The sequence below is a fragment of the Ignavibacteriota bacterium genome, assembly GCA_016708125.1.
Taxonomy (GTDB): Bacteria; Bacteroidota; Ignavibacteria; order Ignavibacteriales; family Melioribacteraceae.
This window is the reverse complement of the sequence record JADJGF010000001.1, coordinates 1,491,457-1,518,080: the sequence shown is the minus strand read 5'-3', so window position 1 is coordinate 1,518,080 and position 26,624 is coordinate 1,491,457. Positions and strand designations below refer to the sequence as shown.

General features: G+C 29.0%; 23 protein-coding genes and 2 pseudogenes. 11 read left to right on the top strand and 14 right to left on the bottom strand.

Annotated elements, in window-relative coordinates; all coding sequences use genetic code 11:
* Nucleotides 1–67: 67 nt before the first annotated feature.
* From IPH62_06835 to IPH62_06825, 3 genes are all read right to left on the bottom strand, one after another.
* Nucleotides 68–1,120, bottom strand: a complete 1,053-nt coding sequence (locus IPH62_06835) for a hypothetical protein (protein ID MBK7104981.1) — start codon at nucleotides 1,118–1,120, stop codon at nucleotides 68–70.
* 357 nt (nucleotides 1,121–1,477) lie between these two features.
* Nucleotides 1,478–1,897 (bottom strand): hypothetical protein, encoded by a 420-nt coding sequence (locus IPH62_06830; GenBank protein ID MBK7104980.1) that lies wholly within the window; start codon nucleotides 1,895–1,897, stop codon nucleotides 1,478–1,480.
* Nucleotides 1,898–1,914: 17 nt separating this feature from the next.
* On the bottom strand, nucleotides 1,915–2,526 hold the full coding sequence (locus tag IPH62_06825) for a DUF502 domain-containing protein (GenBank protein ID MBK7104979.1): 612 nt from the start codon (nucleotides 2,524–2,526) through the stop codon (nucleotides 1,915–1,917).
* A 162-nt stretch (nucleotides 2,527–2,688) separates the two neighbouring features.
* Here IPH62_06825 and IPH62_06820 point away from each other — a divergent pair, with 162 nt between their 5' ends.
* The 8 genes from IPH62_06820 to IPH62_06785 all read left to right on the top strand — a co-directional run bounded on the left by IPH62_06820 (nucleotide 2,689) and on the right by IPH62_06785 (nucleotide 7,698).
* On the top strand, nucleotides 2,689–4,122 hold the full coding sequence (locus IPH62_06820) for a hypothetical protein (protein ID MBK7104978.1): 1,434 nt from the start codon (nucleotides 2,689–2,691) through the stop codon (nucleotides 4,120–4,122).
* A gap of 200 nt (nucleotides 4,123–4,322) precedes the next feature.
* On the top strand, nucleotides 4,323–4,712 hold the full coding sequence (locus IPH62_06815) for a hypothetical protein (protein ID MBK7104977.1): 390 nt from the start codon (nucleotides 4,323–4,325) through the stop codon (nucleotides 4,710–4,712).
* Nucleotides 4,713–4,863: 151 nt separating this feature from the next.
* On the top strand, nucleotides 4,864–5,322 hold the full coding sequence (locus tag IPH62_06810; protein ID MBK7104976.1) for a hypothetical protein: 459 nt from the start codon (nucleotides 4,864–4,866) through the stop codon (nucleotides 5,320–5,322).
* Nucleotides 5,323–5,391: 69 nt separating this feature from the next.
* Nucleotides 5,392–5,748, top strand: coding sequence for a hypothetical protein (locus IPH62_06805; protein ID MBK7104975.1), 357 nt, complete (start codon nucleotides 5,392–5,394; stop codon nucleotides 5,746–5,748).
* Nucleotide 5,749: 1 nt separating this feature from the next.
* Nucleotides 5,750–6,691, top strand: a complete 942-nt coding sequence (locus tag IPH62_06800; GenBank protein MBK7104974.1) for a hypothetical protein — start codon at nucleotides 5,750–5,752, stop codon at nucleotides 6,689–6,691.
* A 41-nt stretch (nucleotides 6,692–6,732) separates the two neighbouring features.
* A complete protein-coding gene (locus tag IPH62_06795) occupies nucleotides 6,733–6,966 on the top strand; it encodes a hypothetical protein (GenBank protein MBK7104973.1) in 234 nt (77 codons plus the stop codon).
* On the top strand, nucleotides 6,967–7,239 hold the full coding sequence (locus IPH62_06790) for a hypothetical protein (GenBank protein ID MBK7104972.1): 273 nt from the start codon (nucleotides 6,967–6,969) through the stop codon (nucleotides 7,237–7,239).
* A 27-nt stretch (nucleotides 7,240–7,266) separates the two neighbouring features.
* Nucleotides 7,267–7,698 carry a hypothetical protein gene (locus tag IPH62_06785; GenBank protein MBK7104971.1) on the top strand — a complete coding sequence of 144 codons (432 nt, stop codon included), beginning with the start codon at nucleotides 7,267–7,269 and terminating at the stop codon, nucleotides 7,696–7,698.
* A 221-nt stretch (nucleotides 7,699–7,919) separates the two neighbouring features.
* Here IPH62_06785 and IPH62_06780 read toward each other — a convergent pair whose 3' ends face one another.
* The 5 genes and pseudogenes from IPH62_06780 to IPH62_06760 all read right to left on the bottom strand — a co-directional run bounded on the left by IPH62_06780 (nucleotide 7,920) and on the right by IPH62_06760 (nucleotide 12,645).
* Nucleotides 7,920–8,192 (bottom strand): hypothetical protein, encoded by a 273-nt coding sequence (locus tag IPH62_06780; GenBank protein MBK7104970.1) that lies wholly within the window; start codon nucleotides 8,190–8,192, stop codon nucleotides 7,920–7,922.
* Nucleotides 8,182–8,382 (bottom strand): annotated as a pseudogene (locus IPH62_06775) (hypothetical protein). The gene IPH62_06780 and the pseudogene IPH62_06775 overlap by 11 nt, the downstream one beginning before the upstream one ends.
* Nucleotides 8,383–8,610: 228 nt before the next feature.
* Nucleotides 8,611–10,209 (bottom strand): annotated as a pseudogene (locus tag IPH62_06770) (M1 family metallopeptidase).
* Nucleotides 10,210–10,407: 198 nt separating this feature from the next.
* Complete coding sequence (locus tag IPH62_06765; protein MBK7104969.1) at nucleotides 10,408–11,949, bottom strand: M28 family peptidase; 1,542 nt, start codon at nucleotides 11,947–11,949, stop codon at nucleotides 10,408–10,410.
* Nucleotides 11,950–11,979: 30 nt separating this feature from the next.
* Complete coding sequence (locus IPH62_06760; GenBank protein MBK7104968.1) at nucleotides 11,980–12,645, bottom strand: DUF2461 domain-containing protein; 666 nt, start codon at nucleotides 12,643–12,645, stop codon at nucleotides 11,980–11,982.
* Nucleotides 12,646–12,864: 219 nt separating this feature from the next.
* Between IPH62_06760 and IPH62_06755 the strand changes: the two genes are divergently transcribed.
* From IPH62_06755 to IPH62_06745, 3 genes are all read left to right on the top strand, one after another.
* Nucleotides 12,865–15,843, top strand: coding sequence for a PAS domain S-box protein (locus IPH62_06755; protein ID MBK7104967.1), 2,979 nt, complete (start codon nucleotides 12,865–12,867; stop codon nucleotides 15,841–15,843).
* Nucleotides 15,844–16,454: 611 nt separating this feature from the next.
* Nucleotides 16,455–18,707, top strand: coding sequence for an NADP-dependent malic enzyme (locus tag IPH62_06750; GenBank protein ID MBK7104966.1), 2,253 nt, complete (start codon nucleotides 16,455–16,457; stop codon nucleotides 18,705–18,707).
* A gap of 193 nt (nucleotides 18,708–18,900) precedes the next feature.
* The gene (locus IPH62_06745) at nucleotides 18,901–20,637 is read left to right on the top strand and encodes a hypothetical protein (GenBank protein ID MBK7104965.1); all 1,737 of its coding nucleotides are present in this window, start codon (nucleotides 18,901–18,903) and stop codon (nucleotides 20,635–20,637) included.
* Between the two features lie 69 nt (nucleotides 20,638–20,706).
* On the opposite strand, the gene IPH62_06740 is transcribed toward IPH62_06745, so the two are convergent.
* The 6 genes from IPH62_06740 to IPH62_06715 all read right to left on the bottom strand — a co-directional run bounded on the left by IPH62_06740 (nucleotide 20,707) and on the right by IPH62_06715 (nucleotide 26,504).
* Nucleotides 20,707–21,594 carry a hypothetical protein gene (locus IPH62_06740; protein MBK7104964.1) on the bottom strand — a complete coding sequence of 296 codons (888 nt, stop codon included), beginning with the start codon at nucleotides 21,592–21,594 and terminating at the stop codon, nucleotides 20,707–20,709.
* Nucleotides 21,595–21,637: 43 nt separating this feature from the next.
* A complete protein-coding gene (locus IPH62_06735) occupies nucleotides 21,638–22,210 on the bottom strand; it encodes a DUF4126 domain-containing protein (protein ID MBK7104963.1) in 573 nt (190 codons plus the stop codon).
* A gap of 4 nt (nucleotides 22,211–22,214) precedes the next feature.
* Nucleotides 22,215–23,348 (bottom strand): beta-lactamase family protein, encoded by a 1,134-nt coding sequence (locus tag IPH62_06730; protein MBK7104962.1) that lies wholly within the window; start codon nucleotides 23,346–23,348, stop codon nucleotides 22,215–22,217.
* Nucleotides 23,349–23,611: 263 nt separating this feature from the next.
* Complete coding sequence (locus tag IPH62_06725) at nucleotides 23,612–24,142, bottom strand: SRPBCC family protein (GenBank protein MBK7104961.1); 531 nt, start codon at nucleotides 24,140–24,142, stop codon at nucleotides 23,612–23,614.
* A 15-nt stretch (nucleotides 24,143–24,157) separates the two neighbouring features.
* Nucleotides 24,158–25,525, bottom strand: coding sequence for a TrpB-like pyridoxal phosphate-dependent enzyme (locus IPH62_06720; GenBank protein ID MBK7104960.1), 1,368 nt, complete (start codon nucleotides 25,523–25,525; stop codon nucleotides 24,158–24,160).
* A 175-nt stretch (nucleotides 25,526–25,700) separates the two neighbouring features.
* On the bottom strand, nucleotides 25,701–26,504 hold the full coding sequence (locus IPH62_06715; protein ID MBK7104959.1) for an MOSC domain-containing protein: 804 nt from the start codon (nucleotides 26,502–26,504) through the stop codon (nucleotides 25,701–25,703).
* Nucleotides 26,505–26,624: the final 120 nt, after the last annotated feature.

The window sequence follows — 26,624 nt, the reverse complement described above, 5'->3', positions numbered from 1 at the left end:
AACCGTAATGATAAGTGTGCTACCACTTCCAGCTGTTAATTATTAAATTTTAAACAGTAACTCCTCCTTATTTTTTTAACGTGCCTTTATATACTAAATTTAAACCATTATTAAAATCATTGGCTAAAAAGAAACCTTTCTTTTCAAATAATATTCCTTCTCTAACGTTTACATCATTATCATTAACAAGGTATTCTAAATTATTTCCATCATAATGAGCAATACCATCTTCCATCCTAAAAAATACATCCTTCATAGTCCTACCAAAAATCTGTACCCCGAAGTTTAATTCATTAACATTATAGTATTTTAGAAATTGATTTTTACTAAACCTGTTCAGTGAATACCCAATTACAAAAATCATTTCTCCATCAATATTCTGTATAAAATTTGTCTTATCTTGGATATCGGGTGCAGAATAAAGCTCTGTTAGTTTTTCGCCATCAAACATAAATATTTTTGTTGTATCCATTTGCCAATCATCTTCAAATATACCTCGTATAAAGTAATTGTTACTTGTTTTTAATCCTCTCTTTATTCTTGTAAGTGTTGTTTTAGTATGTTGAATATTAATTCTTTTCCACTCGATACCATCATAATGAAATATTATTCCTTTCCTACCATCGGTACTATCAACAAATCCAACCGCATAAATATCACTTGATTTGTCACCGTAAATATCCATAAAACCACTGTATAGAAATTGTGGATGAGGCAAACGCAATCTTTCTTTCCACTCAACACCATTGTAATGCCAAATTCTTCCTTCTAATCCGCCAATCCAAACATCATTATGTCCAAAACCGCAAATTGAAATAGGTGAAATACCTCTTGAGATACCATCAGTATCCCATTTTCCACCATCAAAATGATAAATTGTATTACTTAAATCTCCTCCTGGACCAATTGCCCAGACATCATTTTCACTACTACCCCATATTTTATCTAAAGAACTAAAAAAAGGCATTTTAAGCGTATCAATTTCCCAAACATAATCTCTTCTTCCTGGTTCTATTTTGGGTTCGGTTGGTCCTTCATCGCAAGAATTTAGGTAAAATATACTAATTGCAAATACAGTTATAAGCGTAATTGTTATAAATCTTACTTTTGTGGTTTTCATAGAATTTTATTTTAAGTTTCTAATAAAGTATTTAAATTCAAACTTTTTTAAATGCGACATCAATATATGAAAAAAAATACGTTTCAAGTTAAATAAATATTAAACTATTTAGACAAAGATAAATAATGTATTGCTTATTATTGTGGCTTTATTAACGAATGTTAAAGATGCCACCTTGGGAAAAGGTGTCATCTTTTTAACTTTAGATATTTCCCTTCAGATAAAAATCATCGGATTCGAAATTACAAAAATGTGTCATCTCGAATGTTTTTTAAGAAACAATTAATAAAATTTAGTTGCTTGTTTGAACATTGGCAGCAAAAGAATTTGTCAAATATGAAATAAATTTATTTTGATTTACTTTTTCTTAAACCCGTAATGATCTTTATATTTATAAACATGATAAGCGGCTAAACCAATTGCGGCGGCGGCATTTGTATATCCTAAAATATCACCAACAACTCCTAAATCATTTTTGATCATTCCTTGTCGGTAAATCTGCAAACTTTGATTAATATTATTTCTTAACTTCATCATTGAAACTGCTTCGGTCTGCGGAATTTGTTCTTCAAAATTTGGCAAAATTAATTGGGAATATGGATCTTCATAAATTGGCATTTTAAAAGAGAAGAGCGGAGAAATGTAAAGTGAATTATCATTTAGTCGAAGTTTATATTCTGATATATTTTTTATTGAATCTTGACTTGTGCTGTTTTGTGCAAAGGAAATTAATGATGAAAAAAATAATATTGTGAAAATCAATTTTGATAAATTCATATAAGACTTCATGCAATTTATTTATTTTTTTCAACATTATACATTTCAAGAATATTTTTTGATCCCGCACCAAGACTAATAATTGTTTTCATTGCTAAATCAATTGGATAATTAATTTTATGAACATATTTTGCCGGAAGATGATATGTAAATCCCGCCGTTGGAGCCGGTCCCGATGGAATAAAAACCGTAAACCATCCGTTTGAATGTTCGTCTGTAATAAATGCGGTTGTTAAAGTTTCATTTCCAAATAAATTAATTAACGCAACTCCGGAAAAAAGATTTTTTTGACTTCCGAAAAGTTGAACAATTGTTTCCTTAATTATTCTGTAACCCGGAACTTTTTTAAGAATATTTTCTTCAAATAAATTGTATGCAAAATTTCCGTAACGAGTTTTCACAAATAATCCGAGTAAAAAACAAATTCCTAAAAAAATTATTATTGAAATTAGAAGAGCCAAATATTCGTGAATTTTTGTTGTTTGAACAAGTATTGATGAGATTGGATTTAAGTTTTGAGATACAAATTCAAAAATCCAATTTATTGTAATTGCTAAAATTACAAGCGGAAGAAAAATTAAAAATCCTCCGATAAATGTTGTTGAAATAAATGATTTTACTCTAATCACCAAACACCTCAAGAAAATATTTTCACATTCTTAAAATATTAAATTATCACCTTTGCATTATTAAAATATTGATTAATAATTTAATAATTTTTATTATGATTAATGAATTCAAAATCAAAATTATTTGGACTATTTATTTAAATTACTTATCAAATATAAATTATGAAATCAAATAATATTTTAACTGTTTTATCAGAAATTACAAGTAAATCAGAAAAGCAAGGTTTTGAAACTCCAATAGAATATTTACAAAAGTTTTTAACAAATCTGTCAAACCTTTTCAATACTAACGAATTGATTTTTATGAATGCCCAATATTTGTATCTCGATGATAATAAATTCACACCAATTAAATTTAATAGAATACCATTCACACCGGCAATTGTTAATACAAAAATCGCCTCAAAAGAATATTTAATTCAAAAATTATATGGTGTTTTGGCATTTTTTAAATCAATGCATGTTAAAGGTTATCTTGGTCGTTTGGATTTTGGATTGCCGGAAAGTCTACTTAAAAAAAAATTCGTTTTAGAAACTATTCTTGATGATAAGATCTGCCTAATAAAACCGCTTGAATATGATTCGGAAGAAAATCGACTTAGAATAAACTGTCCAAATTTATTTTTTGAAAAGAATTTTGATAGATGCTTCAATAACCTTGATGAAAAAATTATTGGAAGTATGAATCACTTAAATGATGTTTATGATATAATAGATGGCGGCAAATTTGATACTTTAATGTTTGAGATTATAAAAAAGGATTTTTCAACAGAGTTTTTCTTAAAGATAAGTAAAATTTTTAAGCAAGAAAATGTTGTTAAATATATTGATACTTTTAAAGTTTTTTATAGGAAAAATTATATCAATCAAATTCCTTTTGATTCTGAAAACGATATGGAAATGTTAATAGAATCAGCATTGTTTCATTCATATTTTAAAGGAATTAAATATTCATATCAAATCCCATTTATGAGCAATAGAAAAGATAAAAACTACTGTGATCTTGGAGCTTTATTTTTAACCACAAAATGTAAATTGTCAAAAGAAAAGATTGATGCAATAAAAATTGCTTTTGAAATTGCGATTAAAGATTTAAGGGAATTTACTTTGTCTGAACACATTATTAGAACTCAAATCAAAGAAAGTAAATCCAGTGAAAATAATGGTTTGGATAAGGCACAAATTAATTTATTAAAGATTCTCAGAGAAAATAAATTTAACATTTCTCAAACAACTGAGTTACTAAACTCAAATGGTGATAGACCAATTAGAAGAAAAACCATAATAAGATATACAAAAGAAATGTTTATTTACTATTTAGCTAAGAATAATTGGGATTTGGAAAAAGCTGTGCATTTAATTTCTAATGGACAAAATAATAGAAACCACATTGTTCAAAAATATGCAGATTATTTTCTCGGAAATAAAGGAATAATTCCAACTTTGATAAATGGGGCTGAACAAGATAAGTTAACTTTAAAAAAATCAGTGAGAATTAAATACCATAAATATTTAAGTAGCTTTGAAAAACACCTAAAAGAAAAAGTAACTAACAAAAATATTTTTGAGAAACAGTTAAACAATTATCTTCAATAATAATTGTGAACTGTGTCAAATTAGACATTGCCTCCTCTGAGTAAAATTACACAGTTCACTTTTAGATAATCAAACACAACTCTAAATTAAAAATAGACTTTAAAAGAAAAGTAAATTTAATAACAGAATTTATTTATAGGCAGCTTGGCTATTAATTGCGATTGAAAAACGAAAAATATAGATAATAACAAGGAAGAAATATGAAAAGAATTTTAATTTCTATTTTGCTGCTTACTACACTTATAAGTTGTGGAACTACATCTTCGATTGATTCAATTCATGAATTACCAAATATAACAATTGAATTAAATAATAATGAAATTGTAAATGGAAAACTTGTCCAAGATAATTATGATAAGTTAATAATAATTAAAGAACCTGAAAATTGGGAAATCGAATATTTAAAAAATGAAATTAAAGAAATAAAAGTTGAAGAAAACAATAACAAAAAGACAAATGAAGAAAAGAAAATGGAAATGATGAGAGATATTGTAAGAAATACTAGTAGAGCCGCTACAAATACTGGATTACTTCTTACAATTTATACTATTGGAATAATTGCTGCAATTGCAAGTATTGCTTCAAAATAGATACAAAATTTTTTCAATATCGGGGTTGGTTTAGAGTATCATTATTTTGAGACATAAACCGGGATGAAATGGGTTTTTCTAATTTGAATTTGAGTTTTGTTTTCTGATTTAAAGTGATAATAAAATACTTCTAAATAATTGAGATATTAATATGAAACAGATAATTATTATAAATGTTTTCACAATAATACTTATTCTTTTTATAAATGCTTGTTCAGATTCAAATACTTCATCACCAACCAAAGAGGAAAATCAAGATGAAATATCAACAGTTTGCACGAATCCTCAATTTGAAGGAACTTGGATAAATGAAGATGAAGAGACTCGTGGTATTACAAAAGCAATAATTTGGATATATAATGATATGTATAAAATCCATATGTGGGGACAATGCCATCCGGAAGATTGTGATTGGGGCATAAATTCGGTGGATATTTCAGACGCAGCAGATTGTACTTTAAATTTAAAATGGGAACCTGGCTTTGTCATTGAAACACAAAAAATAATTTACTTGACAGATGGTAGAATGAAGATTGAAGGACATAATCATTATATAGATAATTCTGGAAGGGATGATTACGATTACATCTATTATTTTTTAAAATTATAACCATTTTTTATCCATAACAATTAAAAATAAATTTTATAACGAAGTAATGTAAACAGTAAGGAGAAGTCCATGAGGCAAATTTCACTAGGTAAATTTCTTATTTTAATTCTTTTTTTGTCATCTTGCTCGGTTATACCAATTGGATATGAAGCTTCCTCTGTTCCATTAACAAATGAAAATGGTGATAATATCAAATATGAAGTCCTGGGGCAAAGTGAAGGAAGCTCAGGGTATTTTAGTCTGTTCGGAATAATTCCATTTGGAAGTGTTGATTCAAAAGCTGCTATTAATGATGCGGTAGCCAATTTAAATGGTGATGCTTTAATCAATCCAAGGTACTGGACAAGGACCTCGTTTTATTTTATTGGCACTTATACTAATGTTGAAGTTAAAGGTGATGTTGTAAAAATAAAGGGAGGAAAATAATATGAAAACTATAATCCTAATTATATTTTCATTTTCCCTAATTGGTTGCACTACAATTCCTCAAGGAATTTCGCCAGCCGCCAAACCTTTGGTTAATGATAATGGAGAAACCATAAAATATGAAGTATTGGGAAATACTGAAGGAAGTGCGAGCCACTTTTCACTTTTTAACTTTATCCCTTTTGGAAGAGCAAATATTGATGACGCAATAAACAATGCAATCTCTACGTTAAATGGTGATAACTTAATTAACTCTCATTACTATGTTACTCAAACATTTTTATTTATTGGCAGCTCTACCTCAATAAATGTTAAAGGAGATGTAATTAAATATACGGGTACACTTGAATCAAAACAATTAAGCACGAATACAATAGATGACAATGTTGATACACTTGGAAATAAAACTCATTTATCAAATAATAATTATAAAAACAATTCAAACAACTACTCAACAAGTTCATCTAATTTTTTTAAGGATGTTCAACATAAAGTAACATTAGGTAGTGCTGTTCAAGGATTTGCTTTTGATTATACTTTAATTAAGCCTTTAAATGATTTTTTCTTTTATTCATTTGGAATAGGATATAAAAGTGTGAGAGAAAAAAATACTTATACTTATGGATTTGGTGAGTATAATTACAAATCGACATATACAAATGAGTTTGAAGTAATACCTCTTACAATAAATATTGGAGCAAATGGTAAAAGAATACTGGAGAAAGAGAATATTCCTGTTATACCATATGCTTCATTTGGCTTAGCCTATTTACCTCCAAATGATTTTGACCAAATTGGATTCAATCTAAATATTGGTGCAGTTTATAAAATTCCAAATTTTTATGATATCGGGGTTGGTTTAGAGTATCATTATTTTGAGTCATTAACCGGAAGGGAAATGGGTTTTTCTAACTTGAATTTGAGTTTTGTTTATAAACCATAAAAATAGTTAAAAAAAGTTTTATAAATCTATAGGAGAAAAAAATGCCTACAATAACAGTTACAGTATTAAGAAATGATGAACCAGTTAACAATCATCGTGTCACTTTAGAAGTAAATGGTTTAGCTGGTGGAATGAAAGGTCCTGAATATACAGATACACATGGAGTTGCAGAATTTGATGTTGAATATGGACAAGAAGGTGACATTTTTGTTGATGGCAACAATGAGGGCAGTTGGGGATCATACGGTGCTACAGATGTTACTGTAAATTTATAAATGCATTTTTCAGAAAAACTTAATGGAGCAATTATGTGGTTTTTAATAATATTTTTACCGTTTGTTTATTTGTTTTTAAAACAAAAATGGTTTGCAGGAGTTATTAATCTAATCCTTTGTATTATATCAATATCAACAATTCTTTTATTTGGAATAGGTATTTTATTTTGGCTTTTAGCAGTTGTCCAAGCTTCGTATCACTATAGGAAATATGAATTGAATGAGCATGCAAAAGATATTGCTAGAGAAATGAACAAAGGAAGAAATATTTAAGAAATTAATATTGATCAGGAACTTAGTATGAATAAATTATTAAATTTGTTAAAAATACAACATATTGCCGTTTACTTAATGCTAATTGTTTTGTCATCTGCACAAACTACAAAAGCACAAAACCACACTCAATTAGATCTATTAAACAAACTGCTTCTCGATGGAAACAAAAATGATTTTTGTTTAAGTATTATTGACATTAATAATGATAAATTTAATGATTTATCTGTCGTAAGTGGTGATTCTTTGCGTGTTTATGTTTGGTTAAATAACAACTATAAACTTATTCTTAATGGTATATATTGTCATGGTAATCATCCGAAAATATTACCTGTAAAAACTAATGGTTATCACGATTTAGAAGTAAATTGGGTTTTTAGAGGAGCAGAAACTAAAGTTTATTATAAATTTAATGGGAAAAATTATTATGAATATTCTTGGAAAGATGAACCTTTTTAAATTTATAATATTTTTTTCTCTAAAAGAACAAAATATTGGATTTCCAAATCAAAGAGAATTTAGAGTAATTTAATTATCACTTAATAAATCCCATATTTTCTCTTGGAAATTGATTTGTTAAGAAAATAAAGTCATAAAAGAAATCGTTGATAAAGCTAGAATGGATTTAGATTATCAACAAACCCACTTAAACAATGGCGGACTTCGGTCCGCTTTTTATTTTATACAGCTTCTTTCAAAAATCCGCTGACATATTTATGTAAAATACTTCCAATAAGTGTTTGGTATGGAATTCCTTCTCGAGCAGCTTTTCTTTGCAGTGCAGTAAGGTCGTTTTCAGATATTCTAATATTAATTTTTTTATTCTTCTTTATAGTATTTTGGGCAATAGCTTTAAAATCTGTTTGAGATTTAGTTGGTTTTAGCTTCCCTCTTTCAAACGCTTCCAGAATTTCATTTTCAAATTCATCAAGTATTATATTTTTATTTGTCATTTTTTTCTCCAAGATATTTTTTTGTTGCTTTCCTGCTGGGAATAATTGTTTTAAGAAAATATTCATCTTTCTCTTTTACATAAGGAATTAAATACGCATACCCATCCACGTCAACAATTAAAATTTATTGGTTTACTAAGTAAACATCATTTTCCTTTACGGAATCCGGAATATGTTTATCGCCGACAATTACTTTGTTTAATTTTTTATTGCTCTCAATATTTATCGAAATTGAATGATTTCCATCTTTCCAAACATTTGCAGATTTTTCAATTGTTTCATTTTTTCCGTCATCAAATTCAAAAACAACTTTTACGTTTGTGGGAATGTTTCCAAGTCTCACAACTTTAGCGGAAATTTTTCCATAAAGATTTTCTACATTTTCAATTGCTAAATCGGGATAACCAAATTCATAAAACCAAGGTTTCCAAAACCATGTTAAATCCTCTTTTGCTACTTCATTAATTGTATTAAAGAAATCCAACGGAATCGGATGTTTACCAAACCATCTGTTTATATATTCCAGAATCGCTTTTTTGAAAAGTTCATCTCCTAATAATTCTTTTAATTGATAATATGCAACTGATGGTCTATCATAAAATCCAGTTCTTGAAAATGCAGTTAAGTGAGAATATGAAACAACCATTGGCGGAAGCTCTGCTTCTCTTCCCGAGGTATTTTGAAATCCTTCAACTTCACCTTTTAAATAATCATGATCGGGAACATATTTATCAACAACATCTTTAGGTAAAAACGATGCCCAGCCTTCATCCATCCACGCATATTTTCTTTCGTTTGTTCCCATCATAAACGGAAAGTAATTGTGCGCAATTTCATGGAAAATTAATCCAACATGATTTGCTAATTTTTCCGGCGCTCCGTCATTTGCCATCATCGGAGTTTCCATTCCGCCGCCTTTATTTCCGTTACAGAAAGATGTTACGTGAAAATAGGGATAAGGAAATCCCGGAAATTCATGTGATAAATATTTAATTGATTCACGAGAATATTGTGCGGCGTTTTCATAGTGAATTGTTCCGTCTTTATAAACAACATCGGTTAGAGCTCTTCTTCCGGTTTGATTATCTACAATTACGCTTGCACCATCCCAATTATAGCTTTTGCTTAATGCGAATGAAAAATCCGTAACATTATTTGCAACAAAGTGCCAAATATTTTTTTCATCTTCTGAAGTTACTAATCCTTTTTTATAATCTTCTTGTGTAACAATTCTGATTGTTTCATCAGAAATTTTTGCTTTTTCATATTTATCAAAAATATCTTTTCTTAAAACTTTATCTGCATTTTGAAGTTCACCGGTTGCCCAAGCTAAATATCCCGCGGGAATTTTAATCTGAATATCATAATTATTAAAATCATTATAAAACTCAACCGTACCTTGATAATCTTGATTATCCCAGCCATCAATATCATCATAAACTGAAATTTGCGGATACCAATATGCTACAAAGAAATTTCCGTCTCCGTAATTTCCCATTCTAATTTTAAAATCATTTGGAATTACAAACTGCCATTTAATTTCTATATTCAATTCGGAATTGGGCAAAAGAATTTCATCTAATCTTACATTTAAATTTGTTGAACCTCTAAAAACATTTTTACTTGTATCACTCAAATCATAAGATTTATTATTTACAATTAACTCTTTTAATTCAACGCCATTATTTAAATGTTTTGCATTTACATACCAATTTCTTGAGGCATTTGTTTTTGCAATATCTTGATAAAGTCTTATTACAATTCTTTTTAGTGAATCCGGACTATTATTATAATATTTAATTTTTTCCTCGCCGATAAGCAAACCGGTTTCCGTATTTACTTCAACATTAATTTTGTAATCACTTTTATTTTGCCAATAATTTTTTCCGGGTAAACCGCTTAATGTTCTCGTTTCATTTTTAATTGCATCTTTAATCTCAAACGGAATATAAAGCGAATTTGTTTGCGAATAAATTTGTGAAATAAAAAATGTAAAAATTAGAAGTAACTTTTTCATCGAATATTTTTCCTTGAATGATATTTTATAAACTATATTTTAGAATTTCCATCAGACTAAATGAAATTGTTTTGTGTATTCACTTTTCTATTTTAATAGATTCCGGTATATTTCGATAATCCGTTGGCTAACGGACAGCAACCGGAATGACAATTTTTTTTTAACTTTATAATTTCTTTACGTCTCAACGCATTTATTTCAATCAATTTTCAATTTGTGATCAAGATTAGAAATTGCGTTTGTTAAATTTTCTAACAGATTTACCATTTTTACAATTTTATTAAAATTAATTTTTTCAACATCATCTGTAGTTTTGTGGTAATCTTCATTCATATAATCATAAAAAAATGCAATGGGAATTCCTTTATTTGCATAATGAATATGATCGCTTCTATAATAAAATCTATTTGGATCATTCGGATCATCAAATTTGTAATTCAAATAAAATTGTGCTGAATTTTTATTTGCTTCTTCTACAAGAGTTCCAAGTTCTTTGCTAAGCTTACTTGCACCAATGCAGTAAATGGAATCTTCACTTTCTCTTCCAACCATATCAATATTTATGTAAGAAATTATTTTATCAACAAAATTACTTTTGCTTGTTAAATACTCAGCACCTTTTAATCCTTTTTCTTCTCCAGTATGAAAAATTATTAACACCGGTCTTTCATTATTTTTTGACTGAGCTAATTTTCTTGCAGTTTCCAAAATTGTTACTGTGCCGGAACCATTATCATCAGCTCCGTTATAAATTTGATTTCCCTTAATTCCTTCATGATCATAATGCGCGCCGATTGCAACAATCTCATTTTGTAATTTGGGATTATTTCCTTCAATAATTCCGATTACATTTCGCGCAATTTTTTTCTCGCTAATAATTTTATAATTAAGTTTTACTTTAGTTTTAAGTTCAAAATTAATTGGAGTTTCCAAATTATTTTTTAGAAAATCAAAATTATATTTTTCATTTGCCAATAATGTTTTTGCGGAATTTTCATTTAATATAATTGCTGGAATATCTTTTTCGTTCTCAGAAAATATTTCTTCTTCAACTAAAAATTTTTTTGATTTCGACATTTCTCGGATAAAATTCCAATACTGTAAAATTTCTTCATCCGGTAAAACTACAATTCCAACGGCGCCTTTTTCTTTTGCAATTTTACTTTTTGAATTAGATCTTTCAAATTTCCTCACTGCACTTTCACTTAAAATTTCTTTCCCATCTTTTTTAGGAGTTCCGGATAAAATCAAAACTACTTTTCCGGTAACATCAATATTTTTATAACTATTATAATTATCTTCTTCCGATTCAATTCCGTAACCCGCAAATATTATTTCATACAATTTTTCCGCAAAATTTTGCGATGGAAATGTTCTAGAAAGAAATACAATATCGGTTCCGCTTTCATAAATTATTTTTGAGCTGTCTTCAAATTGAAATGCAAGATTTGCACCTTCTTCAAAACTTTCTACAACAATATTGAAATTTTGAAAATAAGTTCCGCTGTCTCCAAAAGGTTTAACGCCGTATTTTTCCAATTCTTCCGAAATAAATAACGATGCTAATTTTTCTCCTCTTGAACCAAATTCTCTTCCTTCTAATTCATCAGAAGCAAGAAATTCTAAATTTGATTTTACATAAGTGTAAGAATTTGAATTTTTATTTTCTGTCTGCGAAAAAATGAAAGATGTAGAAATAAAAAATAATAGAAATGATTTTATTATAATTTGAGATTTCAATTTAGCTCCGTTAAGAAAAGATTTTCAAAATTATTTTAAGGCTTTAATTAAAAAATTATTCATAGGCTGAGCTGCAAAGTAAAATTTCATTAAATCGTTTGTTAATGTTTTGCTTAATAATTTACTCTGCGGAAGTTTTGCAAAATAATAAAATTGTTTATTTGCAATCAGCGGTTGAATTTTAGCGGTTTCTTTAAATTCCGCAGAAAGAATTTTATTTTGTTCACCTTTAATTGTTCCAAAATATTTCTTAAAATTTTTGTCTGCTAAAAGTTTATTAAATTCATTTAGATGAGAAACAATATAATTTCTTGTGCTAATAATTTGCTCTTTATTCATTTCATAAATTCCGCTGTAGAAATTTAATTCATTCGATTTAATTTCAATATAAACTCCGGGATCTCTAAAATTTTTTCTTCCGCCGTTTGTGATAATTGCAGAAACATGGTTTTTATACGGAGTTTTATCTTTGCTGAATCTTATATCGCGGTAAATTCTAAAAATTGCTTCTTCCGGAGTAATAATTAAATTTTCATCAACTTCTTGAAATTTATAAATCATATGCTGAACAAAATGTTCAAAAGGAATTTTTACAAATTTTTCATATCTTGATTTGTTAGACGTGAACCACTCGCGATTGTTATTTTTTTCTAAATCGCTTAAGAATTCTATAAACTCTTTTTCGAAAAATATCATGTTATTCTCTCAATAAATCTTTAATTTGGCGTAAAAATGAAACATTGCAACTTACAAAATTTTATTATCAGCTCAATATGAAAAAAAATTTGTAAAAACATTTATTCTCATTTTATATTTGAGTTAATGAATTTCTAAGAAATTTGTAAATATTAACGATAATAATCTAAGTTTTTGTTCGGATTTGAAATTTTCATTTACAAAACTATCTTGTTTAAAATGAAACCTAATGAAATGATTATTAATAAAATAGATTCATTCTCTCAAAGTGAGCTTAAAGAAAACTCTTTAAAACTTCAAATTACGCCAGAAATTTATACTAACAGTTTTGACATTATTAAGTTAAATGAATTTAATAGACTTATTGTTGAAAATTCACAAGATGGAATAATGATTATTGATGACGAATTCAAAATTGAATATGCAAACAATCGCATTTTTGAACTTACCGGATTAACAAAAGAATTAATTATAAATCAAGATTTTACAAGTGTTTTTAATTCAATTGATTTGGAAATGTTTTTTAACAATTTCAATTCGGATGAAAATAAAAAATTTCTTAGTTCGATTTTTGAACTGCCGATTTCGGTTGATAATAATCAGCAAAGAATTATAGAGATCAGCAATACTAAACTAAAAGATTCTGAAGGAAATGCGAAAATTTTATCTCAAATTAGAGAAATTAACTTTCAGAAAAATACCGCCGAAGAAATTAAACAATCGGAAGAAAAATTTAGATCAATTGTAGAAAATTCTCATTTGGGAATTGTAATAATTGATATGGATTATAAATTCGAATATGTAAATGATCAATTTTGTAAAATTCTACATTCAACAAAAGAAAAGTTAACCGGAACGGATTTTAGAAAAATTTTATCCAAAGATTCTGCTGAAATTGTTTCTGAAAGATATATCAAACGTCAGCAAGGAATTGAAACTCCATCCGAATATGAAATAAAACTTGTAAGAAACGACGGCGAAGAACGGAATGTAAAGTTAAGTTCATCAATTGTAAATTTTTCCGGTAAAATAAAAACCATTGCACAGATTTTGGATATTACTGAATTTACAAGAAAAGAAAAACTTCAAAGTGCAATTCTTAAAATTTCTCAAGCAGTAAATGAAGTAAATAATCTTAGAGATTTTTTAAAAATTGTTAGGGAAGAACTTTCAACGATTTTAGATACAACCAACTTTTATGTAGCGCTGTATGATAAAAACACCGACGCTTATACTTTCCCATATTTTGTTGATGAATTTGATAAATATGATGAACTGACTCAATTGGAATTAAAAGACAGTTTAACAGATTACGTTCGAAGAAAAAAAGAAGCAATTCTTGTAAATAACAACATGCAAACCATTTTGGAAAGTGAAGGTGAAATTAAAGGAATTGTTGGCAGTAATTGTCCAGTATGGCTGGGCGCTCCGTTAGTTGTAAATAATCAAGCTGTGGGCGTGGTTGTTGTGCAGAATTATTACAATGAAAATACTTACAATGAAACCGATTTGGAATTACTAAAATTAGTTTCGGAAAATGTTAGCTCTGCAATTTGGAAAAAACAGATTATTGATAAATTAACTGAAAGTGAATTACGTTACCGCGATTTTATTTCCAGAAGTTCAGAAGGAATTTACAGAATTGATTTTGATCCGCCGATTCTCACAACTTTATCAGATGAAGAACAAGTTGCTCAAATTTTAAAATTTGGAAATATCGGCGAATGCAATAATTCTTTTGCTAAAATGCATGATCAACAAACATATAAAGATATTGTTGGAAAAAACCTTAACATTTTCTACGGCAATAAAATAACGGATCAAACATTTAAATATTATTTGGATTTCGTAAACTCCAGTTACAAAACAATAGATAGTGAAACGACAAAAAATTCAGCAAATGAAGAACAAATAAGTTTTCTTAATAATTCAATTGGAATTATAAAAGACGGATTTTTGTTAAATATTTGGGGAATTCAAAAAGATATAACCGAAAGCAAAAAATTACAAAATATACTTAAACAAATTGCAGAAGGAGTTTCTTCTTCAATAGGAGATACTTTTTTTAGATCGTTAGTTAATTTTTTAGGAGAAACGTTAAAAGTCGATTTTACTTTTATAGCAAAACTTTCTGAAGATAAAAAAACTGCCGATTCTCTTGCATCTTGGCAAAAAGATAAATTGGTAGATAATTTCAGCTATAAATTAAAAAACTCTCCGAGTAAATTTATTTTAGAAAGAAATGTTACAACATTAATTTCCGATGTTCAAAAAGATTTTCCCAACGATGAATCTTTAAAAAATCTCAATATTAAAAGTTATATGGGGCGGCCTTTAATTGATTCAAAAGGTAAAATAATTGGCATAATAGTAATTATGCAGCAAGGGAAAATACAAAATGTAGAATTTACAAAATCTGTTCTCGAGATTTTTGCTTCAAGAAGTTCGCAGGAAATTGAAAGGTTGAATTATGTTAAAGAAATCGTTGAATCAAAAGAACAAGCCGAAAGATCTAATAAATTAAAATCGGACTTTTTGGCGCAAATGTCCCACGAAATTAGAACTCCGGTTAATACAATTTTAAGTTTTGCATCTTTGGTAAGAGAAAGTTTAGAACATCAGCTGGATGAAGATCTTAAAGATTCATTTAAAATAATTGAAAACGGCGGACGAAGATTAATTAGAACTATTGATTTAATATTAAACGTTTCCCAAATTCAATCCGGAAGTTTAATTCTAACTCCAACAAAACTAAATTTGGTTACAATACTTGAAGATTTAATTGCTGAGTTTAAACAATCTGCAATTAAAAAAAATCTGGAACTTATTTTAGAAAGCAGTCATCCAAAATTAAATCTTTATGCCGATCTTTATACTTTAACGCAAATATTTGCAAATTTAATTCACAACGCAATAAAATACACAAATAATGGTTCCGTAAGATTGGTTGCTGTTAAAACAGATCAAAAAGAAATTATTGTTGAAGTTATAGATTCCGGCGTAGGAATGAGTGAAAAATATTTAACCGAATTATTTGATCCGTTTTCGCAAGAAGAAACCGGTTATACAAGAAAGTTTGAAGGAACCGGATTGGGATTAACATTAGTTAGAAAATATTGCGAATTGAATAATGCCGAAATTATCGTTCAAAGTAGAAAAAATGAAGGCTCAACATTTACAATAAAATTTAAAAAGTAACCTCAATTATTTTTTAGAACCAATCATTTTACACAAATTAAGATAAATTGACCTTCCCAAAAAATTCCAACTTTTGATAAATCAAGATCACATCTCTTATTTTGAGATGGGATCTTTTTAATAAAAAGTACAATGAATAATATATTTTAGAAATGATATTTCGGTTAAAATTATAATCTGGATTTTAAATAAACTGCTATTTTCATCAAACACAGTTCAAGTTATTTGTTTTTTTTCAACGGCGGATATAATTTTAAAATTGCTTGTTTTATTTACTGAAAAAATCTTTTGTTTGCGGATAAAAAATATTTTGCAAAATTTAATAGTAATGAGTAAAAAAAGTCCGTATTTTAGCTATGAATATTTAGATATTCATTTCTAAGAGCAGTTACGAATAATATTCCAATCATATTAAATATTTATCCTCAAAATAACTTAGAAGATAAATACCAAATCCGAGTTAATTACAAAAAAATTTTATACCATAAATCAAAATTTATAACTTATATTTCTGTCTCAAAAAAATATGACTTGGATATCGTAATTATTTTAAACCACTAAAATTTATGTAAATATAATTTTATTTAGGATGTAAAAAAGGAGTATTAACCATGAGCGTTACAAAAGAAGAAGCACTTAAGTATCATTCTGAGGGACGAAAAGGAAAAATTGAAGTTATTGCTTCTAAACCTTGCTTTACCGCAAGAGATTTATCATTGGCATACACACCCGGCGTTGCAGAACCTTGTTGGGAAATTGAAAAAAATCCGGATGATGTTTATAAATATACGGCAAAAGGAAATTTAGTTGCTGTTGTAAGTAACGGAACAGCCGTTCTGGGCTTGGGCGATATTGGTCCGGAAGCCGGAAAACCGGTTATGGAAGGAAAAGGAGTTTTGTTCAAAAGATTTGCTGATATTGATGTTTTTGATATTGAATTAAAAACAAAAGATCCTAAAGAAGTAATTAGAGCAGTTCAATTATTGGAACCGACATTTGGTGGAATAAATTTAGAAGATATCAAAGCTCCCGAGTGTTTTGAAATTGAAGAAGAATTAAAACGCACAATGAACATTCCCGTTTTTCATGATGATCAACACGGAACCGCAATTATTTCTTGTGCTGCGTTAATTAATGCCGCAGAATTAGCAAATAAAAAACTTGAGGATTTGAGATTAGTTGTCTCCGGTGCCGGAGCCGCAGCAGTTTCATGCTGTAAACTTTACATTAGAGCCGGAGTAAAAGTTGAAAATATTGCAATGTTCGATTCTAAAGGTCATATTCATAAAGGCAGAACCGATTTAAATTCGCAGAAAAAGGAATTTGCACAAGATATTCATTATGCAACGTTAGAAGACGGAATGAAAAATGCTAATGTGTTTATTGGTTTGTCAAAAGCAAATGTAGTTTCTAAGGAAATGATAAAATCAATGGCGCCAAATCCAATTGTGTTTGCAATGGCAAATCCAGATCCGGAAATTACATATGAAGATGCAGTTTCAGTAAGAACAGATATTATCATGGCAACGGGAAGAAGTGATTATCCAAACCAAGTAAATAATGTTTTGGGATTTCCGTTTATCTTCAGAGGAGCTTTGGATGTAAGAGCGAGCGCAATTAATGAAGAAATGAAAATGGCGGCAACAAAAGCATTGGCAAGTCTCGCAAAAGAAAAAGTTCCGGATGCTGTAATTCGCGCTTACGGTGGAACCGATTTTGAATTCGGCAGAAATTATATTATTCCAAAACCTTTTGATGCAAGAGTTCTATGGAAAGTTGCTCCGGCTGTTGCAAGAGCAGCAATGGAAACCGGCATTGCCCGCATCCAAATTGAAGATTGGGTAAAATATGAAGAACAATTGAAAGAACGACTTGGATACTCAACAGAAATAATTAGAATGATGATTCACAAAGCACAAAAAAATCCAAGAAAAATTGTTTATGCGGAAGGCGAAGAAGAAAAAATTATCCGCGCTGCAAATTCTGCGCTTAATGATAATATCAGCATTCCAATTTTAATTGGGAACAAACAAATTATTGAACAAAAATTAGATGAGCTTGGATACAATAAAAATAAATTTGAAATAGTTGATCCAAATAATTTTGCCAAACATGATGAATATGCAAATGAGTTTTACAAATTAAGGCAACGAAAAGGGTTAACATTAAATGAAGCAAAAGATTTAATTAAACAACCAAATTATTTGGGTTCCATGTTAGTGTTGATGGGCGATGCTCATGCATTAATAGGCGGATTGGGACACAGTTATCCCACAACAATAAAACCAGCTTTAGAAACAATAGGCGTTAAAAAAGGAATGAAAGTTGTTTCGGGACTTTATATTATAATTATAAAACGAAAAGTATATTTCTTAGCTGATACAACCGTTAATGTTAATCCGAATGCTGAACAGCTTGCGGAAATTGCAATCAGCGCCGCAGATACAGCAAAACAATTTGATATTCAACCAATTGTTGCAATGCTTTCGTTTAGTAATTTCGGAAGTACACATTATCCAGAATCCACAAAAGTAAGAGATGCCGTAAAAATTGTAAATGAATTACGACCGGATATAATAATCGATGGCGAAATGCAGGCAGATACGGCAGTGGTTCCGGAAATATTAGAAAACGAATTTCCGTTTGCAAAAATTAAAGGCGGAGCAAATGTTTTAATTTTCCCAAATCTTGATTCGGGCAATATTGCATATAAACTTTTAGATAGATTAACAGAATCAACCGTAATTGGTCCAATTTTAATGGGAATGAAAAAACCAGTTCACGTATTACAGAGAGATGTTTCTGTTGATGATATAATTAATTTATCAGCAATTGCTGCCGTTGAAGCGATGAATAATAAATAGCAAATAAATATTTCTATTATTCATGTCCCAATTCTGATAAGATAATTTTAGAATTGGGACTTTTTTGTTTCATATCACAAAATAAAATTATAAGTAATTTAATTGTAAGGGTGAATTTGTTTTAATTTCAAATTTATTTTAAGTTAATAACACGCTTTTATCTTTTTATTTTAATATAAAATCTTGAGGAAATATGAAACACTTTTTATTTATATTGATATTTTTGGGGTTTTTATTCGCTTCATGTAAAGATGATATAACAAATAATATTTACACAAATGAAAATGAAGAAAAATTAGATGTTAATATTATTTCTGCAAAGTATGAATTAAAAACTATTCACTCAAGTCATATTGATACCTTAAATTATTCACAATACTATAATACTATTTCGTTTGAAATTAAAATAGACAAGCCGGAAAACAGAAATAAAATAAGTAAACTTATAATAAAAAGTACACAAAATACTGGTTGGGAATTTTATCAAGAAGATTTAGAACAATTTTATTCAGATTCTCTTGGTGGCTATAAATTGGATAATTTGATTTTAAAACTAGAATCAAATTATTCTAATCAAACAGATTTATTTTTTAATTTAAAATTAATTGGGAAAGATTTTTCTGAATCGAATGAATTAGAGTCTGTGGTTAAAAAGGAATTTTTTAGCCCAATAAATTTATCAAACTATTGGGAGACAAAGGAAATTTTAAAAATAACAACTTCTCCCTATTATTTAACTTATTTCCCAGATGAAACAAAACTCGTTTGGTTAGATAATTTAGGAAATAATATTGGATCAGTTGGAATTGAGAAAAGTATGTTTATCAATTCAGAAATTTCAATAAATAATGTGCCGGAAAATGCCGTAAAGTTTTTTATATATAGGCATGAAATTTATAATTACGTATCGCGAAAAGATTTCTCAGAAATTTATATGATTCAAAATAGGTTTGAAAATTATGTAAAATACCTAAATACTTTTGATTTTATTGATGATTCGTATCATATCAAAACTTCTAACAAAATAGCATTTTTAGATAAAACAAACCGAAACATTAAAATTGCAGATTTTAATAGTTTTGAAATCGAGCAAGAATCAAAAATATATTTTGAGCCAACATGTTTTGAATATGATGAATCAAAACAGTCGTTTTATATCGGACATAGGGATGGTAAAATATATTCATATAATGTTTTGTCTAATCAATTAAATTTAGAGTATTCACTTAATCGCCCAATTTCATCTTTGTTAAGTTTAAATAGTAACTTTTTTATCGCTGCAGCACAAGAGAGTTTATACGTAATTAATACAATCAGTAAAAAAGTAATTAAGAGTTATTATAGCTATTATGGTAGTGTTAGTAAAATAATCTTCAATCCGGAAATAAATGTTGTATATGGATACATGGGAAGCTACTCAAATGTGCTTAGAATGACAATTGAATTATCAACTGGAGAAATAACTGAAATGAATTCAAAGTATCTAAATTATGACTACTTAACTTTACCAGTAATTCTATTCCCTGAAAAAGATAAATTTATTTGTGGAAACGGAGCAATTTTTCGGTCAACTCAAGATATAAATTCAGATTTAGTACATGTGGGTTCGCTAAACCAAAAATTTGCATCCGCTGTATTTAGCAATGATAATTCATACTTTATTTCGGTTACTGACAACAGCAATAATTATAATGATCCCATTTCTAAATTAATAATTTACACTCTAGATTTTTTTGAAATAAAGAGCATAATTACCTTTCCCAATATGGTTCCATTATTTGTTTTTAATAATAATGATATTATAAAGGTTATCTTAAAGAATAATAAAAATAAATATTTAGTAGTCGAATACGGTATTTCTGAACTAATTCAAACCCAAGCTCTATTTAAGTCAACAAACTCAAAATATTATTTTCAAAAAAAATTATAAATTTAAACAACAGTAACTCATATTAGATTTGGGTTACTGTTGTTTCTAATAATCTTTTATTGAAAATTTCTATAAACAGTTTGGCTGCGTTCCATCAACAGTGCTGTCTTTATAAGTTCTAAAATATCTATTTCCGTTTAGAAAAGTTTTTTCTCCCTCAAATGTTAAAACATAATCATGCACGTTTCCATCGGAAAAATTTAGTTTTAAAATTATCTGCTCTCCATTTTGAACAACATCCCAATTTCCCGAACCATTTTTTTCACCGGCAGAATATCCGCTTACATCGTCTGTGCTCATAACAACCTGACTTTCATCATAATAATTAAAATATCCTTGAGCGCATAAATCAATCATTATTTTATCTTGAATTCCGCCGCCGCCAAAACCGCTGTTATAACTATTCATATAAGTTAATCTGCAATTATATAAAGCTTGTTTCCATTCATCTACCAATGATGATTTAACTCGTTCGGAAAAGTTTACACTTTCGCAAATTTGATTAACAATAATTTTATAATTTTCAGAAAAACTTTCGGATTCAACAAAAGCAAATACAGAAATTCCCCCGCCAAACGGTGATAATAAACTTTTAGCAAATGCTGTTGCGGCTTGTCCTTCTAAAAATCCTTTAAATATTCCGGAAACGCTATTTTCATTTATTTCTAAATTATCCGTAAGCGTTAAATATGTTCCATTGTTTTCGGTAATTCCCATTTTTGCATTTTCAACAATTTCATCAACACTATTAAAATTGTGAGGAGTGATTAAAACAAATCCTTTATCAACATCAGATACAAAAATATATCCTTGAGGAATTTTTTCACCTTTCCAATTTTCTGGAACTTTAAGTGAAAATCCCAAAATTGAATCTGTAAATTTTCCAGAAATTGTTTGAGAAATTAAACTTTGAACCACAAAAAAATTTAAAAAAATGACGAATAAAATTTTCTTCATAATTTACCTTTGGGAACTTAACTAATTAGAAATCTTTCTGAAATTATTTTGAATTGGGTTTAAGTAATTTGTTATAGACTTTTTTTACAGCCCACGTGAGAAATAGAATTATAAGAATTCCAATAAAAATTGGGAATAAAATTGCAAGAATAGAAATACCAAGTGAAGCTCCGGCTTCTGTGGTAGAAACAACATGGTTTCCAACTCCGCCGGTTGTTGCGGTTGAAGCTCCGCGCGTTATTGATGTTAAACCTTGAACTATTCCGGCAGCGCCGCCTCCGGCAATAATTGCGAGCGCCCATTTTATTAAAGGATCCAACTCAACTATTGAAGAAGCCATTACAACTGTTCCGGCAATTACTGCGGTTGGTGAAGAAATTGTATCTAAAAAATTATCTACAAATGGAATGTAATATCCGGCAATTTCAAAAAGTGTTGCGGCGCCAAAAATTACCAGCGCCGGAATTGTTCCAATCCATTCAAATCCGGATGAAAGATTTAAATAACCAAATAAAGAAGCAATGCTCATTACGAGTAATGGAACAAAGACTCTAAATCCAACTGCAGATGCCAGACTTATTCCTAAAAATATACTAATTACGGTTTCAAAATTTATCATGTCAATTAAATAATTCTATTAACTCTTTTGTTCCAAATTTTGCTTTGTTAGAAAGATTGCTTAAAATAATAATTGTTTTCTTTTTTCCCAATTCTCTAATAAAATAAGAACGGAATCCTTTCCACCAGCCGGCATGATAAACAATTTTATTTGCAGAATCTTCTGCATTAATTCTCCAGCCGTAACCGTAATTATCATTTATAAAAAGTTTTTCGTGTGCGGGTTGAAACGCTTCGTTGATAATTTCCACTTCTACCGGATTACCTTTATACAAAGCTTTATCAAACTTTAACAAATCTTCCACGGTTGTATAAACTCCTTTGTCACCAACAACACCATTAAGAAATGTATCCTGCGCTTTTATTTTTTCTCTTTCGTAACCGGTTGCTGTATTTTTAAATTCTTCAAAGCTGGAAGGATTATAAATAAACGTATTGTGCATTTCCAAAGGCTGAAAAATTTCTTCATTCATAAATTCTTCAAAATCATCTCCGGTAATTTTTTCAATAATTGCAGCAAGAATACAATAATTTGTATTTATGTAATTGTACTTTTTATCCGGCAAATAATATCTGTTGGGAAATTTTTCAATCATAAGATTGATTACGTCTGTATTTGTGATTGGCGTTTTTTTATCTTCCCACAATTTTTCCGCAAAATAAAAATATTCCGGCAAACCCGATTTATGAATTAATAATAATTTTACAGTAATTCCTTTATAAGGAAATTCCGGAAAATATTGCTGGATCGAATCCTCTAAACTTAGTTCATTTTTTTGCTTAAGAAGCATTATTGCATAAGCCGTAAATGGTTTTGAAACTGAAGCAATTTGGAATTTTGTATCTATATAATTTTTCTTTTCGGAATTTAAATCTGCATAACCGAAAGAATTTTCATAAATGATATTTCCATTTTCGGCAAAAAGAACATTTCCGTTAAATCCGTTAACTTTATTTTTATGTGAAAAATATTTATGAATTTCTTTTGATTTTAAAATTTGTTCGTTTGTTAATTCAACTTTTACTAAATCAGAATCTGAAATTCTATCTTTGTTGAAAACCGTACTTTTAAAAATGAATAGCAAAATTATAATTACAACTAAAATAACAGAGGGAAAAATATATTTATTAAGCATGAATAAATAGAGTCATATTTTTTATAAAATGATTTCTGAAAATAAATTTTTATTAAATAAAAAACCCAGTTTATTTTGTAACTGGGTTTTGAAATATAAAAATATTTTTATTACTGTTTATTTAATAACAGATTTCAAAGATGCTATCTTTTGAAAAGATATCATCTTTTTAAACCACTATCATTTGCTGTCATCGACCAATCGATGACAGTTGTAAATACGCCACTGTTTGGATAGTGGCGGCAAAGACTGGATTAAATAAATTACAAAGCTTCACATTTTACTTTTAATGTTTTTGCTCCGTCTTCAAAATTTTTACCAAGAAAACTATCCATCATTAAACCCATGTATCTTCCAACCGGAAAATCAGCTTCACCGGTAATTGCCCAGCTAAATTTTGTGGAATTTCCGTTTGCTTCAAATACAAAATCAACAATTCCTTTTCCTTGCTGTGGTGTTAAAAATTCTATATCGGCTTTTATCAAATCATAAGGATGTAATTCGGTAAATACCATTTGCCCGGAACCAATAATTTCTCCTTCCCAATAATATTTTTGTCCGACAGTTGCAGAATCTCCGGTTACTTCAACCTTATGTCCGGGTTCAAACGGGCTCCACGGATTCCAATCCTTAAAATTTCTAAAATCTGAAACATAATTAAAAACAACATTTGCCGATTTATTTATTTCTATGCTGCGTTCAACTTTATATTCGGAAGGAAGAAATAATGCTATTACAAAAAAGAGAACTATTATAGCAATCACAATTTTGAAAATGATTTTTAATATTTTCATATTGCCTCTCTATGTTTATTGTATTTTTGGTGTGGTTAAATTTTTCAATCCGGAATGTATTTCTTCATCTGAAAAAAAATGATCTTTTAATTTACCATCAAAATAATCTTGATAAGCGCCCATATCAAAATGTCCGTGTCCGCTTAAATTAAACAATATTGTTTTTGATTTTCCTTCAACTTTAGCTTTATTTGCTTCGCGTATAACTGCTGCAATTCCGTGAGTTGATTCCGGTGCGGGAATAATTCCTTCAGCATTTGCAAATTTTACTCCAGCTTCAAAACATTCCAATTGTTGAACAGCAACTGCTTCAATTAATTTATCCTTAAGAAGTTGACTTGCCAAAGCACTTGCTCCGTGATATCTTAATCCACCCGCATGAATTGGCGCCGGAACAAAATTATGTCCTAATGTATACATTGGAATTAGCGGAGTTAATCCAACTGAATCTCCAAAATCGTAACGGAACTCACCTTTTGTTAATTTAGGACAAGAAGCCGGTTCCACTGCGATGCATCTTGTTTTTTTACCATCAATAATATTATGATGAACAAACGGAAAAGAAATTCCGGCAAAATTTGATCCGCCGCCTAATGGTGCAATAACAATATCCGGATAATCATTTGCTAATTCCATTTGCTTTAAAGCTTCCAATCCAATTACGGTTTGATGTAAAAGAACATGGTTTAAAACGCTGCCTAAAGAATATTTTGTTTCGGGATCTTTTGCGGCTCTTTCTACAGCTTCGGAAATTGCAATTCCTAAACTTCCCGGGGAATTTGGATCTTCTGCTAAAATTTTCTTTCCGGAATCTGTTAAATTTGTGGGTGAAGCAAAAACTTTTGCTCCCCAAGTATTCATCAATAATTTTCTGTATGGTTTTTGTTCATAACTAATTCTAACCATGTAAACTTCTAAATCAATTCCAAATTTTTGACATGCATAAGCTAATGCGCTTCCCCATTGACCCGCACCGGTTTCTGTCGTAATTTTTTTCACGCCTTCCATTTTATTATAATATGCTTGAGCCACAGCAGTATTTGGTTTGTGGGAACCAGCCGGACTAACACCTTCATATTTATAGTAAATTTTTGCCGGAGTATCTAACAATTTTTCCAATCCATAAGCACGTACCAAAGGTGTAACACGCCATTCCTTATAAACATTTCTTACTTCTTCGGGAATTTCAATCCATCTTTCTTTTGTAACTTCTTGTTTTATTAATTCCATTGGAAATAACGGAGCTAAATCTTGAGGCCCAACCGGCTGCATTGTTCCCGGGTGCAGCGGCGGAAGCATTGGATTCGGCATATCCGCTTGGATATTATACCAATGTGTGGGAATTTCTTTTTCATCAAGTAAATATTTTTTCTGATTATCCATAGTTATCCTATTTTGATATTATTTTAGTTATTAACTGAAAGAATAATTGGAATAGAAAATATTACTATAATTTAATTGATGCAATGTGAAAGTAAAATTTTTACATTTTTTATTAAAATCTAGATGTGTTTATCTATTTTACTGAGAAAATATTCATTATATAAAATTGTCAATTTTATTCGAATGAAATCGTTTCACCGACTTTTATAATTCCCTCATTGTGACAAATTACATTTTGTCCGAACATAATTTTGTTATCAAAATTTCTGTACGTATTTAATGTTGCAAGCGGTTCTTTACTTTTATTTCCGCTTTGCTGATCGATTGTTGTAATAACGCATCTTGCACAGGGTTTAACAACTGTGAAATTTAGATTTCCAATTTTAATATTTTTCCAACTATCTTCATCGTGAGGATTTCCACCGGAAAAAACAAAATTGGTTCTAAATTGATTCATGGAAATTGGATTTGATAATTTTTCATTTAAAAATTTTAAAGATTCTTCTCCAATCATTAAAAACGGATAACCATCTGCAAAACTTACATTTTTACTTTCCGGATAATATTTTGTTGATGTTTTTCTTTCTGCAGAATTTGGCATGTAAACTAATTTACAATTAATATCTAACGCTTCGCTAAACCAATCGTTTATAATTTTTTCATATTCTAATGAATTACAAAAATCTTCCCAAACTTGAACTTTTATTTTTTTATCCGGAAAAACTTTTAGAGAAATTTTGAGCGGTTCTATATTTTTTCTTTTGTGATGAAATACCAAATTGTCGTTTTCAATTTTTACATCTATGAAAATCATTTTGGGGAAAAGTCGTTGAGTGATAAACATATTTTCAGAATCTACAAGCATCCATCTTCTATCAAATTGCAATCCTCTTTCTTCTACTAACCATTCTTGCAATGAAATTCCCGATAAAGATTTTACCGGGAAAATGTTTATTTGTGTTAAAGTGTATTCATTCATATTTACGTGTAAGATGGCTTCTCTTTCTGTGAGATGACATCTTTATAAAATTTAACAAACGTTTAGCTTCCCTAATTAAAAAGATCCCATTTTAAAAAGCAAGAGATGTGATCTTCACAT

Bases quoted from the DNA above. Each gene is read 5' to 3' on its own strand.
- IPH62_06835 (MBK7104981.1), bottom strand. From the start codon at position 1,120: ATGAAAACCACAAAAGTAAGATTTATAACAATTACGCTTATAACTGTA.
- IPH62_06830 (MBK7104980.1), bottom strand. From the start codon at position 1,897: ATGAATTTATCAAAATTGATTTTCACAATATTATTTTTTTCATCATTA.
- IPH62_06820 (MBK7104978.1), top strand. From the start codon at position 2,689: ATGAAATCAAATAATATTTTAACTGTTTTATCAGAAATTACAAGTAAA.
- IPH62_06815 (MBK7104977.1), top strand. From the start codon at position 4,323: ATGAAAAGAATTTTAATTTCTATTTTGCTGCTTACTACACTTATAAGT.
- IPH62_06810 (MBK7104976.1), top strand. From the start codon at position 4,864: ATGAAACAGATAATTATTATAAATGTTTTCACAATAATACTTATTCTT.
- IPH62_06805 (MBK7104975.1), top strand. From the start codon at position 5,392: ATGAGGCAAATTTCACTAGGTAAATTTCTTATTTTAATTCTTTTTTTG.
- IPH62_06800 (MBK7104974.1), top strand. From the start codon at position 5,750: ATGAAAACTATAATCCTAATTATATTTTCATTTTCCCTAATTGGTTGC.
- IPH62_06795 (MBK7104973.1), top strand. From the start codon at position 6,733: ATGCCTACAATAACAGTTACAGTATTAAGAAATGATGAACCAGTTAAC.
- IPH62_06790 (MBK7104972.1), top strand. From the start codon at position 6,967: ATGCATTTTTCAGAAAAACTTAATGGAGCAATTATGTGGTTTTTAATA.
- IPH62_06785 (MBK7104971.1), top strand. From the start codon at position 7,267: ATGAATAAATTATTAAATTTGTTAAAAATACAACATATTGCCGTTTAC.
- IPH62_06780 (MBK7104970.1), bottom strand. From the start codon at position 8,192: ATGACAAATAAAAATATAATACTTGATGAATTTGAAAATGAAATTCTG.
- IPH62_06760 (MBK7104968.1), bottom strand. From the start codon at position 12,645: ATGATATTTTTCGAAAAAGAGTTTATAGAATTCTTAAGCGATTTAGAA.
- IPH62_06755 (MBK7104967.1), top strand. From the start codon at position 12,865: ATGAAACCTAATGAAATGATTATTAATAAAATAGATTCATTCTCTCAA.
- IPH62_06750 (MBK7104966.1), top strand. From the start codon at position 16,455: ATGAGCGTTACAAAAGAAGAAGCACTTAAGTATCATTCTGAGGGACGA.
- IPH62_06745 (MBK7104965.1), top strand. From the start codon at position 18,901: ATGAAACACTTTTTATTTATATTGATATTTTTGGGGTTTTTATTCGCT.
- IPH62_06740 (MBK7104964.1), bottom strand. From the start codon at position 21,594: ATGAAGAAAATTTTATTCGTCATTTTTTTAAATTTTTTTGTGGTTCAA.
- IPH62_06730 (MBK7104962.1), bottom strand. From the start codon at position 23,348: ATGCTTAATAAATATATTTTTCCCTCTGTTATTTTAGTTGTAATTATA.
- IPH62_06725 (MBK7104961.1), bottom strand. From the start codon at position 24,142: ATGAAAATATTAAAAATCATTTTCAAAATTGTGATTGCTATAATAGTT.
- IPH62_06720 (MBK7104960.1), bottom strand. From the start codon at position 25,525: ATGGATAATCAGAAAAAATATTTACTTGATGAAAAAGAAATTCCCACA.
- IPH62_06715 (MBK7104959.1), bottom strand. From the start codon at position 26,504: ATGAATGAATACACTTTAACACAAATAAACATTTTCCCGGTAAAATCT.